This is a genomic window from Flavobacterium algoritolerans (assembly GCF_030010385.1).
GTDB lineage: Bacteria > Bacteroidota > Bacteroidia > Flavobacteriales > Flavobacteriaceae > Flavobacterium > Flavobacterium algoritolerans.
The window spans coordinates 333,268-348,593 of sequence record NZ_JASCRZ010000002.1 but is presented as its reverse complement, the minus strand read 5'-3'; the positions used below and the strand labels follow the sequence as shown (position 1 = coordinate 348,593).

General features: G+C 35.1%; 11 protein-coding genes. 4 read left to right on the top strand and 7 right to left on the bottom strand.

All coding sequences use genetic code 11. The features are described from left to right. Positions 1-66: 66 nt before the first annotated feature. From QLS65_RS07065 to QLS65_RS07050, 4 genes are all read left to right on the top strand, one after another. Positions 67-516, top strand: a complete 450-nt coding sequence (locus tag QLS65_RS07065) for a 2-dehydro-3-deoxyphosphooctonate aldolase (protein ID WP_282716202.1) — start codon at positions 67-69, stop codon at positions 514-516. Between the two features lie 211 nt (positions 517-727). Continuing rightward, complete coding sequence (gene kdsA, locus QLS65_RS07060; RefSeq protein ID WP_282712557.1) at positions 728-1,546, top strand: 3-deoxy-8-phosphooctulonate synthase; 819 nt, start codon at positions 728-730, stop codon at positions 1,544-1,546. An 18-nt stretch (positions 1,547-1,564) separates the two neighbouring features. Next, positions 1,565-2,410 (top strand): autotransporter domain-containing protein, encoded by an 846-nt coding sequence (locus QLS65_RS07055; protein ID WP_121342375.1) that lies wholly within the window; start codon positions 1,565-1,567, stop codon positions 2,408-2,410. A gap of 248 nt (positions 2,411-2,658) precedes the next feature. Further along, entirely contained in the window at positions 2,659-3,750 is a 1,092-nt protein-coding gene (locus tag QLS65_RS07050; protein ID WP_282716197.1) for a PAS domain-containing sensor histidine kinase, read from the top strand. Between the two features lie 40 nt (positions 3,751-3,790). Here QLS65_RS07050 and QLS65_RS07045 read toward each other — a convergent pair whose 3' ends face one another. The 7 genes from QLS65_RS07045 to QLS65_RS07015 all read right to left on the bottom strand — a co-directional run bounded on the left by QLS65_RS07045 (position 3,791) and on the right by QLS65_RS07015 (position 15,269). Beyond that, complete coding sequence (locus QLS65_RS07045; protein ID WP_121342377.1) at positions 3,791-5,170, bottom strand: M28 family peptidase; 1,380 nt, start codon at positions 5,168-5,170, stop codon at positions 3,791-3,793. A 236-nt stretch (positions 5,171-5,406) separates the two neighbouring features. Then, the gene (gene bglX, locus QLS65_RS07040; RefSeq protein WP_282716195.1) at positions 5,407-7,707 is read right to left on the bottom strand and encodes a beta-glucosidase BglX; all 2,301 of its coding nucleotides are present in this window, start codon (positions 7,705-7,707) and stop codon (positions 5,407-5,409) included. Further along, on the bottom strand, positions 7,697-8,410 hold the full coding sequence (locus tag QLS65_RS07035; protein WP_282716193.1) for a carboxylesterase family protein: 714 nt from the start codon (positions 8,408-8,410) through the stop codon (positions 7,697-7,699). Before QLS65_RS07035 ends, bglX begins: the two co-directional genes overlap by 11 nt. A gap of 12 nt (positions 8,411-8,422) precedes the next feature. Then, positions 8,423-9,808 carry a glucoamylase family protein gene (locus tag QLS65_RS07030; RefSeq protein WP_282716191.1) on the bottom strand — a complete coding sequence of 462 codons (1,386 nt, stop codon included), beginning with the start codon at positions 9,806-9,808 and terminating at the stop codon, positions 8,423-8,425. Between the two features lie 73 nt (positions 9,809-9,881). After that, complete coding sequence (locus QLS65_RS07025) at positions 9,882-10,784, bottom strand: LamG-like jellyroll fold domain-containing protein (protein ID WP_282716189.1); 903 nt, start codon at positions 10,782-10,784, stop codon at positions 9,882-9,884. Between the two features lie 17 nt (positions 10,785-10,801). Continuing rightward, positions 10,802-12,256, bottom strand: a complete 1,455-nt coding sequence (locus QLS65_RS07020; RefSeq protein ID WP_282716187.1) for a RagB/SusD family nutrient uptake outer membrane protein — start codon at positions 12,254-12,256, stop codon at positions 10,802-10,804. Between the two features lie 4 nt (positions 12,257-12,260). After that, positions 12,261-15,269 carry a SusC/RagA family TonB-linked outer membrane protein gene (locus QLS65_RS07015; RefSeq protein ID WP_282716186.1) on the bottom strand — a complete coding sequence of 1,003 codons (3,009 nt, stop codon included), beginning with the start codon at positions 15,267-15,269 and terminating at the stop codon, positions 12,261-12,263. Positions 15,270-15,326 lie beyond the last annotated feature (57 nt).

Here is a 15,326-nt window from a genome sequence, read left to right as displayed (position 1 = left end):
GTATTATTTAAATTACATGGTATTGTAATTGCTATATAAATTTCACCTTATAAATTTACATTGAACATGAACAAATCAATCTTTTTTATTGCTTTACTAATCGGTATGGCTTCCTGCTCAAGTACACAATCTACTTTGAAAAACACAGATGATAACGCGCCAAACCTTACCCTTTCAAAAGACAATACTTTTGTGATTACGGAGTACAGTAAAGACAAAAAATATGGCTATGACAAAGATTATCCCATCAATATTTTCTTTAACAACACCAAAAATGAAACCATCAACCAGCAACGTTTTTTTAATGCTCTTGCCGGACCGAATGGTGAAGCCATAACCTATACGAAATTAGAAAACTGTTGTCCGTTTCCAACAAAAAGAAGCGAATTAGGTGCCGGATTTTTAGATGTTTATGAAGTAAAGTGGGAAGGTCAAAAAAAAACCATTACGCTATACGTGAACATTTACGAAAAAGGAATATTGATGGTTCCTGTGGGACTGTCATTGAAAAAATAATAGCTTTAGAATCCCAAAATATCCTTGCAAACCAATCCCCTAGCCCTGATGGTACCGAAGCGTCGGGAGAAATCCTACCGTTTTTTCGGGAGATTGCAACGTACAGCGGGAAAAAGCTCCTAATAAAACGTTAATCCAAGAAATTATTTGCAAATCATAAATAGTAAATCGCAAATCATAACTACCTTTGCATCTTTAAAAAATTCATATTATGAACCTACAACATATTCCACAAATTAAATATACTGACAGTGGTAATTTCTTTCTGCTAGCTGGTCCTTGTGCCATTGAAGGTGAAGAAATGGCAATGCGAATTGCCGAAAAACTAGTTGGTATTACTGATAATTTACAAATTCCTTTAGTTTTTAAGGGATCATTCAAGAAAGCTAACCGTTCTAGAATTGACAGTTTTTCAGGAATTGGTGACGAAAAAGCATTGAAAATCCTTAGAAAAGTTTCTGAAACATTTAAAGTTCCTACTGTTACTGATATTCATACGAATGAAGATGCGGATATGGCTGCTCAATATGTAGATGTGCTGCAAATCCCCGCTTTTTTAGTGCGCCAAACCGATTTAGTAGTGGCTGCTGCCAATACCGGAAAAGTGGTAAACTTGAAAAAAGGACAATTTATGAGTCCGGAAAGCATGAAGCATGCGGTTCAAAAAGTATTGGATTGTAATAATGAAAACGTAATGGTTACGGATAGAGGAACAATGTTTGGCTACCAAGACATGATTGTTGATTTTAGAGGAATTCCTACTATGCAACAATACGCTACAACTGTTCTTGATGTTACACACTCATTGCAACAACCCAACCAAACCGCTGGTGTAACTGGAGGAAGACCAGATATGATTGAAACCATTGCCAAAGCTGGTATTGCCGTAGGTGTGGATGGAATTTTTATAGAAACTCATTTTGATCCTGCCAATGCAAAAAGCGATGGAGCAAATATGTTGCATTTAGATAACTTTGAATCATTAATGACCAAGTTAGTTGCCATCAGAAAAACAATAAATACATTTTAAATTTAGGCCCCAAATTCATTGAAACATTTTTTTTTATTTTCAGCATTCCTAATTATACTATTTACTAATACTACAATTGCACAGGAAAAAACAGTAATACAAGATCGATACACCAGCCATAATAAAGGGAAATTTTTTATTTCATGGGGAGGAAACAGAGATAGTTATACTAAATCTGACATCACTTTTCGTGGAAAAGACTATAACTTTACTCTGGATAATGTACAAGCGCATGACAAACCAAAAGGATGGCATGTTGATTATCTCAATCCAGCCAGGATGACTATTCCTCAGACTAATTTAAAATTGGGGTATTTTATAAATGATCATTATAGTGTAGCAATAGGCGTTGACCACATGAAATATGTGATGACACAAGATAAGGCTGTAAATATTGATGGTTATTATCCTAATCCGGGATCATATGATGAATTGTTACCTAACGATCAGGTGCTTTTGACAGAAGAATTTTTAACTTTTGAGCATACCGATGGTTTAAATTATGTACACACTGAATTTTCAAGACACGATGATATTTCCTCTATTTTTAAAATTGGAAATACAGACAAAATCCAAGTTAATTTAACGGAAGGAGTTGGTTTTGGTCTTTTATATCCAAAAACAAACACAAAATTATTGGGTAAAGAACGTCATGATGATTTTCATGTTTCCGGTTATGGAACTTCTTTGAAAGCAGGTTTGAACATCACTTTTTTCAAGCATTTTTACCTTCAAGGAGAACTTAAAGGCGGTTATATCAATATGCAGGATATACGAACTACAACAAGCTCCGAAGATACTGCTTCACAGGACTTTTTCTTCTTTCAAAGAATTATTGCTGTGGGAGGAATATTCAAAATATAATAGCACACAAATAATAATAAAAACGAGGCTGCCTGTAAATTGACAGCCTCGTTTTGTTTAATCTAATTTTTTATTTTAATGAATTAGATGCTTCAATTTTAATTATAAATTTGTTTCTAGCATCGCTTTTATTATAAGTATTTATTAGCTAAATTTGAATATTAAGTTTTTTCCAAAAGAACAAAAGTAAAGAATTCATAAAATTTGTATTTGCCCAAAATCCGAATGATAAGTAACCTCTAAAATCAATGACTGTAAAAAAAAGTAATCCTGATTCAGAAGGGATCTATCACTTTGATAATTTTTTTAATATCTCCGCTGATTTTATTTGTATTGCAGGATTTGATGGCTTTTTCAAGAGAATAAATCCCGCTGTTTCAAAATTATTAGGCTTTTCAGAAGAGGAATTATACGCTAGACCTATCAGTAGTTTTGTTTATACTCCAGACCTTAAAATTACAATCGAAACCAGAGAGCAAGTATATAAAAACAAGCCCCTTTTAAATTTCGAAAATCGGTATTTAACTAAAAGCGGAGAGATTGTTTGGCTATCTTGGACATCCATGCCTGTCGAGTCAGAAAAATTAGTGTATGCGATTGCAAAAAACATCACTCATAAGAAGAAAGTCGAAGAAGAGCGCAATTTACTTCTTGCAAATCTTACACAAATCAATAAGGAACTTACCGTTTTATCACATAAAACATCCCATGATTTAAAGTCACCTATCAATAATATGCTTTCGGTCTTTAGCCTTATCGATATTTCTAAAATCAATGATCCTGAAACGTTGGAGTTAGTAGAAATCCTTAAATTAACCAGTGAAAATTTAAAACAAACTTTAAATGATTCTATTGATCAATTAGTAGAAAATGAGAGTATCAACACTCAAATTGAAGAAATAAATTTGAGTGAATCTCTTGCTGAAGTCCTTGCATCCATAAATTCCTTGGTAAGTGATTCAAAAGCAATTATTAATGTTGACTTTTCAGCTTTTGAGAATGTTACTTTCAACAAGGCCTACATTAAAAGTATTTTTCTAAATTTATTAACTAATTCAATTAAATATTCGAAACCACATCAAGCACCCGTAATTACTATTCAATCCAGAAAAAATAATGGCGTGAACCAATTAATTTTTTCTGATAATGGGTTAGGTTTTGATATGGATAAAGTGAAGGATAAGATTTTTGGTTTATATGAAAAATTTCACAGTAACGTTGACAGTAACGGTATAGGATTGTATCTGGTTTACAATCACATCACAAGTTTAGGTGGCCGAATAGCGGTAGAAAGCAAAATAAATGAAGGTGCTACATTCACTATTTCCTTCAAATATTGAAAAAAAATAGGATATAGCACCTTCACAAATTAGGGTGTTTTTATTTTACAATTCCATTCTGATCTATCAAATACATAAGTGAAGCCATGGTTGCAGCTCCTAATTCTAATTCTCTTTTATTGATAGCATCAAAAGTATCATTTGCAGCATGATGGTAATCAAAATAACGTTGTGAATCTGGTTGTAATCCAGCTTTTACGATATGATTTGATTTCAATGGACCAATGTCAACACCCGAATGTCCTTTTACAAATTTATGAACTAAATACGGTTCGAATAAAGTTGCCCAACTACTGATTTTATTGAAATTTGCTTCATCAGCATCAATTGAAAAACCTCTTGGTGAAAATCCTCCTGAATCACTTTCTAAAGCAAAAATATGGTTCTCTTTGTTTTTGTTGGATTGATCTTCATATTCTTTTCCGCCGCGAACACCGTTTTCTTCATTCATGAACAATACCACACGAAGCGTATTTTTAGGTTTATATCCTATATTCTTAAAGATATTCAATACTTCCATACTTTGCACACATCCAGCGCCATCGTCATGAGATCCGTCCCCTAAATCCCAAGAATCAAGATGTCCACCAACAACCATTATTCTATCTGGATGTTCAGAACCCGTTATTTCTCCCACAACATTATAAGACAAAACATCATCAAATGTCTGACACGATTGTTTTAAATAAAATGGAGCGTTTGGTTTTTCTTTTAAACTTTTACTTAAAAGTTCAGCCCCATTTGTACTAATAGCAGCAGCAGGAATTCGCTGTTCTTTTGAAATTTCTCCATAATTGGTTCCTCCAGTATGTGGCAAATCATCCAATCGTAAATTCATCGATCTCACGATTACGGCTAATGCACCCAGTTTCCCCGCTTCTCTCGCGCCTGATGATCTTTGGTCTACACAACTGCCGTAAGCTTTGAAAGTTTCAATAAATTCAGGGTTCATAGGTCTGTTAAAAAAGATTATTTTCCCTTTTACTTTTTCTTCCCCTAATGCTGTTAATTCCTCTATACTTTTTACTTCAATTACAGTCGCTTGTACTCCTTTTTTGGGAGTGGCAACAGAGCCGCCGAGCGCACATATTGGAAAACTGATTTTTTGATTTCCAAATTGTAAATACGCGATTTCTTTTTCGCCTCTAACCCATTTTGGCACCATCACTTCCTGAAGATATACTTTATCTAATCCAAGTGTTTCTAATTGCGCTTTGGTATACAAAACTGCTTTTTCGGCTCCGGTTGTACCCGATAATCGAGAGCCAATTTTATTGGATAAATGTTCTAGCCAAGGATAACATTTGGCATTGGTTAAGGATGATTTATAAATTTCCTTCAAGGTTTGTTCTTCTTTAGTTTGTGCAAAAAGAACAATTCCGTTAAGGAATAGTGCAACACATAAAATTGATTTTCTCATAATTTAATTCGGTGATGGTTTGAATTTTTTGGTTTCAATAGGAACGGCAATTTCGTGATTCTTAACGAATATTTGATGCCACATTCAAAAAAAATCTTGCAAATTATTTTTTCTGAATTTATAAAAAACAAATAAAGCCATTAATTTTCGTGACATTTTTATAAACACACTTTTTTATAAAAAAACCCTTCGATATAAATACCGAAGGGCTGATCATAAATAAACAAACCAAACATTTACTTAATCAACACAAAATCAACTTTATTGTCAGTGCTGGAATCCGTGCCTACAAAAACTTGAAAAGCACCCGGTTCAGCAATAAATTGTAAATCAGAATTATAGAATTTTAATTCTTCAACAGAAATTTCGAAAGTTACTGTTCGTTTTTCTCCTTTTTTAATGGATACTTTTTGGAACCCTTTCAATTCTTTTAAAGGTCTTGTAACCGATCCTACTAAATCTCTTATGTACAATTGAACTACTTCTTTCCCGTCAAAATTTCCAGTATTTGTAACGTCAACGCTAACCATTACTTTTTCGTTGAAGTTCATTTTATCAGATGAAATTTTCAAATTTGAATAGCCAAAAGTGGTATAACTCAATCCAAAACCAAAAGGATATAAAGGTTCATTTCTTTCGTCAATATAATTCGATCTGAATTTTTCGAATTTACCTTCCTTGTTCGCAAGAGGTCTTCCTGTATTTTTTTGATTGTAATAAATAGGCACTTGTCCCACACTTCTTGGGAATGTCGCCGTTAATTTTCCGGAAGGATTTTCATTTCCAAACAAAACGTCAGCGATAGAAGCTCCAGCTTCGCTTCCTGCAAACCAAGTATTCAATATTGCCGGAACAGTTTCATGTTCCTGAACCAATACCAATGGACGGCCTGTAAACAAAACCAAAATAACTGGTTTTCCTGTTTTCAATAATGCTTGTAATAAGTCTTTTTGAGCTTGTGGAATCTCCAAATTAGTTCTGCTGCTGCTTTCTCCTGACATTTCTGCTGATTCCCCTAAAGCTGCAACAATTACATCCGATTGATTGGCTATTTTCAAGGCTTCCGCCAATAATTCCTCGGTAGTTCTGCTATCACGGTGCAATGTTTTTCCGAACATAGTTGCTTTTTCCTCGAAAGCAGCATCATAATCCAGATTACTTCCTTTGGCGTAAAGCACTTTTGTAGCGTCACCGGCAACTTCTTTGATTCCTGCTATTAATGAAATGGATTTATCCATATTAGTAGCCACACTCCAAGTACCCGCCATATTTTCTTTGGCATCAGCCAATGGGCCAATAACAGCAACTGTTCCTGATTTCTTCAAAGGAAGCAATTGATTATTATTTTTCAATAAAACCAAAGATTGCGCTGAAATAGCTCTCGCTTCTGCTCTGTGGTTTTTTGTAAAAACCTCCGTTTTAGCTCTTTTTTCATCACAATATTTATACGGATCATGGAACAAACCCAAATCATATTTGGCATTCAAAATAAGGCGAGCCGCATTATCAATTTGTTCGATGCTCACTTTTCCTTCCTCTAATGATTTCTTTAAAGTAGTAAGGAAACCTTCACCCACCATATCCATTTCAATTCCGGCATTTAATGCTAAAGCTGATACCGTTTGTAAATCCCCCATTCCGTGTTCTATCATTTCAGGAATTCCTGTAAAATCAGTCACTACAAAACCATTGAAACCCCATTGTTTTCTCAACACATCAGTCATTAACCATTTGTTTCCGGTAGCGGGAATCCCATCAATTTCATTGAAAGACGCCATAACCGAACCAACTCCGGCATCAATAGCGGCTTTGTAAGGAGGAAAATAATCGTTGTACATTTTTATTCGGCTCATATCAACCGTGTTATAATCACGTCCTGCATCTGGCGCGCCATACAAAGCAAAATGTTTCACACACGATAAAATGGTATTGTTCTTCGACAAATCATTTTGTTGATATCCATTGACCATTGCTTTTGCAATTTGGCTTCCCAAAAATGGATCTTCACCCGAACCTTCTGAAACTCTTCCCCAGCGTGGATCACGAGAAATATCAACCATAGGCGAAAAAGTCCAGTTGATTCCATCGGCACTGGCTTCCTGTGCTGCAATTTGAGCACTTCTTTCAATCAATTTCATATCCCAAGTACAAGATAATCCAAGCGGAATAGGAAATGTTGTTTCATACCCGTGAATCACATCCATTCCAAAAAGCAACGGAATCTTCAATCGGCTTTTTTCGACAGCAATTTTCTGTACTTCTTTTATTTTCTGAACTGATTTGATGTTGAATAAACCACCAACTTTACCTTCTTCGATATTTTTAGCTACATTAGAACTACTGGCAGCACCAGTTGTAATATCACCAGAAGTCGGCAAATTCAATTGTCCAATTTTCTCTTCCAAAGTCATTTTCGAAAGTAACTCAGCTACGAATTCTGTTTTAGGTTTGATTGTAACTGCCTTTTTAGTTGCCTTTTTTTGGCTGTAGCCAAAAAGTGAAAAGCCAATAAGGAATATAATAAGTTTAATTTTCATTTTGTCTGTTTTTTGTTTGTTTGAACATCCAATCATAAATTTCTTGGTTGTCATATACTCTTGTCCAACTATCGTGATTTGCATCATCAAAAATCGTTAGTGCCACATTCGTATTACAGGTTTTCAATTTTTTATACATCGCAATCGAATACTCTACATTTACGACATCATCCAGTAAACCATGGAAAATCCGAGTTGGAATGGCTGCGATTTTACAATTCTCTATCATCGGAATTCTATCCACATATCCTGCAATAGGAACTAATGCAGCAAAGGTTTCAGGATGTGCAAAAACAAGATTCCAAGCGCCCCAAGCTCCCATACTAAGACCTGTAAGATAAATTTTGTTGCTATCGATATTGTTCTCTTTTTGAATTTTTAAAATCAAACGATAGAGCACTTCTTCATTCCAATATTCATTCTCAGGACATTGCGGTGCCAGAACATACGCATCTAAGTCGTGACTTTTCAAATACTTGAATGGCCCATGCGCTTTTACTTTTTCGATATCGGTTCCTTTTTCACCAGAACCATGAAGAAAAACAATCAACGGCTTTTTTTCTTTAGTATTTTTTGGAATATGCAAAGCAAAAGTTAATTCGCGTTTTTGCACGATTTCGGTTTTTATACTACCAATTTCATCCCTTTGAGCAAGAGAAACAATGGAAAATAATAACGCGACTATTGCTAATTTACATTTCATCTAAAATTTATTTTAAAATCCATATTGAGTGGACGAAAAACCTAATGTTTTCAAACCCACTTTTACCTCAGGTGCCTGCATAAATAATTTCCAAATCAATCCCGTACGATGATTTTCAATCATGGGAACAATTGTACCTTGATCAATGGCTAAATAACGTGGAGTCACCCAATTATAATGAGGCGAAAAGGCATCATAAGGTCCTGCAATCCCAACTAAAGAGCTCTTTTTTTCATCATACAAATAATGCAAAAATTTCATGCTTTCCGCAGGTGTAAAAGGGAATGAGGATAAAGCTGCCGTAGGCGAAATTACTCCCGTATCATTCAACGGTTGATGTGCCGTATATCCTGTAGTACCATCGGGATTTCTGGTGTAACTAGCTGTTAATCCCCAACATTTATCGGAATAACCCGCCCATTGTTTTGGATTAGCAATACAATATTGATTGATGATTTTAGAATGGTTCTGTGTTACTGTCCAATAATTTGCATACGCATCTGTCAATCCTCGAGGATCCATTCCCAAGTAAGAATATTGTGCCCAAAACAAAGGCCCAACATTTCCTGTAGCCCCGTTATAATTAAAAATTACCGGTATTCCATATTGAGAACTTCCGTTTGCAATTGCACCGTTACGAGCCCAAGCTTGATGATACGCTGCTGCTGGAATTGGATGTGTTGGAGAAGCTGCGCCCATAACATAAGTAATCAAACACTCGTTGTAACCTTCTAATTTGAAATTCATTTCCCAACCATAGTTAGGAGACCAGTGCCAATACATGGCATTTTCACCTTTTGTGTACCAATCCCACTCTACGCCTTTCCACAAATTATCTGCTTTGGCAGCAAGAGCTTTTTCTGCGGTATTTCCGTTTTTAAAATATTCTCTAACGGTTAACAATCCTTGGCACAAAAAAGAAGTTTCAACAATATCTCCACCATTATCTTTTGTTCCAAAAGGGATTACTTTTCCTGTTGTTCCGTTTATCCAATGCGGCCATGCACCATGAAAACGTTCTGCATTTTCTAAAAAAGTCATTGCTGTTGTAAGTCGGGAAACGGCTTCGGCTCTTGGTACAAAACCTCGTTCCACACCTACAATAAGTGTCATTAAACCAAATCCTGAACCTCCAGTTGTAATAATATTAGCTTCAAAACTAGGATCTTCAGTAAGGTAACGTTCCCGTGCCAATTTTGAATTGGTTTCGGCATATTCCCAAAAATATTTGATAGCATCTTTTTGGACTTGATCCATCGCTTCCGTATCAGTTAAAGGAACTATGGGCACTGTCGGACTCGTTGGCAATGGAGTTCCGCCACCCTTCCCTTCAGGAGATGATGAGGAACAAGAAATAAAAAGATTTAAAAAAATTAGTCCGTATAAGTACTTTTTCATTTTTATAAAATAAAAGTATTAATAATTGAAAAAACACCTAGTTTATGGAAAACTAGGTGTGTAAGAGTGCTTTTTATCTGTTGTCTTTTTCTAATTTAAATAAAGCGACAACTTCATTATCAGAAAGAGCTGCATTGTATATTCTGAATTCATCCATCATACCGGTATAATTCAACATCCAACCATCCGGAGCACCCCATGGAGTACCTAAATGTTGTTGAAATCCTCCAATAATGAATTTTGAAACATTCGAATTGGCAAGATCCCCATAACCAACACCTCCGGTAAGAGGATCACTTGCATATCTCTTAGAGATTGAAGCGGGTAAATCAAGCTTTTGTCCATCAATGTACATGCTGTAAGTAGAACTAGCTCCACTATAAGTCCACACAACATGTTTCCATTTTCCAAACATATTCGTTAAAACATTTGTACCACCATGCTCAATAAACTGACCAGACCATGCAATACTTGGCATTACATCTTTTTGAACGTGATTTTTCACTAACATTGTTGTTGCTGGACTTGTACCTTCAATCAATGAGAAAATATTTCCCCAGAAATCAGTTGTTTTTGGCAACATAAATAATGACTGTGCTCCTCCTGTGTGTGGATTTGTATTGATCCACATAGAAACGGTAATACTTTTTACATCAACCAAAGAACTCGCCACTGCATTGTAAGCAATAAAAGAACTTGAAGATCCTTTATAAGCCATTCCTTTGATTCCGTTTCCATAAGTTACATTTGTACCTACTCCACCAGTTATTCCATTTTTTGAATCTGCAATACTGTTCTCAAAACTAAATTTAGTAACTAAATTAGCGGCAGCAACGTCATCTGAACTTTCATACCCGCCAATTGCTTCATAAGCAATTGGGGCATTAACTTTATCTATACTATCCTCGTTACAGCTCACAAAAAATGGTGAAGCTAAAACAGAAGCAAATAAGAAAATATATTTATTTTTTTTCATTTTACTGTTTTTTTAAATTAATAACCAGGATTTTGTGTTGACAATCCACCTGCTTGTGTAATGAAAGCTTGTGGCAATGGAAACAATTCATGTTTGCCTGCAACAAATGTTTTTCCATCAATAGCAAAAGCAGCTACAGCTTGTCCTGTACGCACTAAATCAAAGAATCTATCGTGTTCAAATGCCATTTCTACTCTTCTTTCTTTCCAAATTGCAGTTTTTACATCGCCTTGAGAAACAGCAGTTGTGTTCCCTAATCCAGCTCTTGTTCTGATTTGGTTCAACAAAAGAATCGCAGCAGGAGTTTGATTCAATTCATTAAGCGCTTCGGCTTTCATTAATAACACCTCAGCATATCTCAAATATTTGATATTCACATCGGTTTCCCAACCATCTGTGAAAGCAGATGAATACGCTTTATAGTTGTATCTTGGATTTTCAACAGTCAATGGTACTACTCTACCATCGTATAATGTAGTTCCTGCAAAAATGATTGTTGCATTTTTTCTGACATCACCAGCTTCATAAGCATTTACTAAACTTTGAGATGGTGTGTTGAAACCCCAACCCCAACCACCGGCACCACGAGCACCTTGTGTATTAGAATATCCTGAAATTCCTTTGGCTGGCACAGAACCTGTTCCTTGGATTTCAAAGATAGATTCGGCATCATTCTCTCCTGCCAATTTATACATAGAAGCATAATCTGAAACGATAGCATATCCTGTAACCAGGTTACAGTTGTCCACTACTTTCTGCCAGTTTTTTTGGTATAAATTTATTTTTGCCAATAAAGCGTAGGCAGCTCCTTTTGAAGCTCTTCCTTTTTCAGAAGCCGCATATTCTGATTTGTTTGGCAATATCGCAATAGCATCATTCAAATCACTTTCGATATAAGCATATACTTCGGCACTTGATTTACGCGTTAATTGCATAACTCTGTCTTCTTCTGAAGAAGGATTTGGTAAATGATCGATAATTGGAACACCTCCATAGGTTTTCACCAAAGTAAAATACATAAAAGCTCTCAAAAACTTAGCTTCTCCCAATAATCTTGCTCGTAAAGCAGGATCTGCTTTATCTAATTGCGGGATAATACTTAATGCTTGATTGCATCTGTTAATTCCTTCGTAATTAGCTGCAAAAATCTCACTAGTAGATGGCGTTGAAGCGTTATAGGTTAGGGCATCCATTAAATCTTTATCGGAACCTGTATCTCCTGGAGACGATCCTTTGTCAGCATCATCAGAAGCAATACTTGACAACCCAATCCAAGAAAATGAAGTCATGTTCCAATCTAAAAACTTACTGTAGATTGCTGTTACAAAAGTGGCTGCTCCTGCATCATTATTGAATAATTCAATGTCTTTTGTAGAAATAGATTCTGTTTGATCCACATCTAAATAGTCGTTTGAACATCCCGAGAAAAAGTATGCGGATAGCGCAAAAATTGATATATATATCTTTTTCATTGTATTAAAATTTTAAATTAGCACCAATAACAACTGATCTTAATGTTGGGTATGCATCCAACTCAATACCTTGTGTTCCATAAGGATCTCCATTACCATTTAGTTCCGGAGAGAAACCTGAGAATTTTTGAGTGATAAATGGATTTATAGCATTTACATATATTCTGCAAGAATTTAAAAATTCTCCTTTCAAAGGAATTTTATATCCTAAAGTAATATTGTTGATTCTAAAGAAATCCCCAGATTCTAAATAGTAAGTAGATGCTACAGGAACTTGGTTAAACGGACCAGGTTTTGAAGCAGTTGTATTGTTTACTGTCCAAAAATCTGTTGCTAATGAATCTTCAATATTTTCTCCTGTAAAACGTTGTGCTTTTTTACCATTGTACACTTTAGCACCAGAAGTACCGTATCCATCTACTGAGAAATCAAAGTTTTTATAGTTCATTCCTAAAGTAACACCATACGTTGAATTTGGTAAAATAGAACCAACGTATTTTTTATCAGCATTCGCATCTAAAGCATCTTGAGTCACTTTGGCTCCTGTCGCAGTATAGTACAACATTTTCCCATTTGTAGCATCAAAACCAGCATACTCATACATATAGAAACTACCTAATGGTTTCCCAACAGAAGTATTATCTAATAATTTTGTCCATTGTCCATTTCCTAAATCTCCACCTGTAATTGGCGCAAGCGTAGCATCTTTCAAGCCTGTCAATTCATTTTTGTTGTTAGAGAAATTCCCTCCAACCCAGTAACTTAAATTATCGGTTAATTTATCGTCCCAACGCAAAGCAATCTCATATCCTTTATTAGACACTTCTCCAACATGTGCCGGTGAAGAATTACTTATACCAGAAGTTATGTATGGTCTTGTGTTTAAAATAACATTTGTTGTTGTTTTATCATACACATCAAATGATCCTTTCAATCTGTTGTTCAATAATTCAAAATCTAAACCTGCAGACGTTTCTTCAGTAATTTCCCATGATAAACTTGGATCTACTTGAGAATTGATGGTGGTACCTTCGTTCAATATAGAACCTCCTAAATAATACGTAAGACCAGAACTATATGCTTGGTTGTTAAGAGGTACATTTTGGTTTCCTAATTTACCCCAGCCTCCTCTTAATTTCAATAAGTCTATTCCTTTTGCATTAGCCATAAACTCTTCTTTGGTGATAACCCATCCTAAACCAAAGGCCGGAAAAGTTCCCCAACGATAATCTTTACCAAAATTTGATGAACCATCACGTCTGATTGTACCTGTAAATAAGTATCGGTCCATTAATTTATATTGGAAACGACCAAAATAAGAAGCTATTTTATTTTCATTAAAAACCTCATCTCTGTAATTAACAACCGTTCCTACATAATCAACACCTGCTAATGACCAGTAATTTGAATCTGCATTTACATTTTTTCTGGCGACAGTCAATTGTTCTCTAGCGCCTCTAACAGAAGTTTCGATCCCTGCTGTTAATTCAATATCATGAATATCAGCAAAAACTTTATTGTACGTCAAGTAATTAGATAGGTTCCAATTGAAATATTGATTTCTGCCTTTTGTCAATAAATTAATATTTTTATCCGCTGGATAAATAATACTGCTTAACTGACCAGGATTATTATTTGACTGCCAAATTGTTTTTGTGTCTTCGAAATTGTAATTTTTCCAAGAATAATATTCCCCGTTAAACTGTGAGGTGAATTTTAATGATTTTAAAATATCATAATCTAATTTCAAACCACCTTGCAGGGTTATGCTTCTTTGCTCTTCATCAAAATAATCCAATTGTGCTACAGGATTTCCAACATTGTTAAAAGAAGAACCTGAAGTGCCAGCAAAACCGTCAGCACCAACGTAAGAAACACCGTATTGTCCATTTGAAAAACGAACAGGAACAATTGGAGATTGTTTGTAAGCGTTAGTAAAAGCGCTTAATGGTTTTGGTGTTGAATTTGCTGAACCAAAACTGAAATTTTGATTTAAAGTCAGTTTTTTAGAAATTTTGAATTCGTTATTACTTCTAAAAGTAGTACGACTGTAATCCAATCCGTTAAGAATTGCTTTCTCTTGATAATTTCCTAAACTGAAGAAGTATTTAATATTCTCCGATGCTCCAGAAACCGAAACGTTATTTTGAGTATATGAACCTGTTCTGGTAATGGCATCAAACCAATCTGTGTTAACAGGTTGATCCTGTGAAAAAGTTGTGGTTTGTAAAGCAGAATTCGAATAATGTGAGTACTTATTACTTCCTGCCATTTTTACTTTTTTCAAAGGCGCTCTAAAACCTGCAAAACTTTCAAATTCTACAGAAACCTTATCTCCTTTACCTTTTTTAGTCGTAATAATAATTACACCATTGGCAGCTCTGGTTCCATAAATTGCTAATGCAGATGCATCCTTCAAAATTTCGTACGAAGTAATATCATTCGTATTAACGTTATTGATATTCTCCGTAGGCATACCATCCACAATATATAAAGGAGTTCGTCCACCTAAAGCGGTACCTAAACCTCTAATAATTACTGAAGGAGTACTTCCTGGTAAGTCTGAAGAAATTACCTGAACACCCGCCGCTTTACCTTGTATGGCTTGCGAAGCATTCAATACTTTGGTTTTAGATATTTCCTCTGCTTTTAATGAAGTAATTGCCGTAGTATTATCAATTTTTTTTCTGGTTCCGTACCCAATAATAACCACTTCTTTTAATTCCGTGTCTTTGGATTCTTGCAATTGTATACTCATGGGTGCTGCTGTTGCAGAAACAGATACAGCATCAAAACCTACCATGCTAATTTTTAATACCTCTCCTACTTTGGCATTGATATTAAAATTACCGTCAAAATCGGTATCAGTTGAAGTTTTAGAATCAGCCGCGACTATCATGGCTCCCGGAATCCCAATTCCATCCTTATCTAATACTTTTCCCTTAATTACTTGTCCAGACATGTATGCCGGTAGTAAAATGAGTGCTAAAAAGCTAAAAATAATATTTCTCATATAATAATGATTTGTTAAAGTTAGTGGAGCCAAAGTAAATAATTACAACGTTATAGT

Bases quoted from the DNA above. Each gene is read 5' to 3' on its own strand.
- QLS65_RS07065 (WP_282716202.1), top strand. From the start codon at position 67: ATGAACAAATCAATCTTTTTTATTGCTTTACTAATCGGTATGGCTTCC.
- kdsA (WP_282712557.1), top strand. From the start codon at position 728: ATGAACCTACAACATATTCCACAAATTAAATATACTGACAGTGGTAAT.
- QLS65_RS07050 (WP_282716197.1), top strand. From the start codon at position 2,659: ATGACTGTAAAAAAAAGTAATCCTGATTCAGAAGGGATCTATCACTTT.
- QLS65_RS07045 (WP_121342377.1), bottom strand. From the start codon at position 5,170: ATGAGAAAATCAATTTTATGTGTTGCACTATTCCTTAACGGAATTGTT.
- bglX (WP_282716195.1), bottom strand. From the start codon at position 7,707: ATGAAAATTAAACTTATTATATTCCTTATTGGCTTTTCACTTTTTGGC.
- QLS65_RS07035 (WP_282716193.1), bottom strand. From the start codon at position 8,410: ATGAAATGTAAATTAGCAATAGTCGCGTTATTATTTTCCATTGTTTCT.
- QLS65_RS07030 (WP_282716191.1), bottom strand. From the start codon at position 9,808: ATGAAAAAGTACTTATACGGACTAATTTTTTTAAATCTTTTTATTTCT.
- QLS65_RS07025 (WP_282716189.1), bottom strand. From the start codon at position 10,784: ATGAAAAAAAATAAATATATTTTCTTATTTGCTTCTGTTTTAGCTTCA.
- QLS65_RS07020 (WP_282716187.1), bottom strand. From the start codon at position 12,256: ATGAAAAAGATATATATATCAATTTTTGCGCTATCCGCATACTTTTTC.
- QLS65_RS07015 (WP_282716186.1), bottom strand. From the start codon at position 15,269: ATGAGAAATATTATTTTTAGCTTTTTAGCACTCATTTTACTACCGGCA.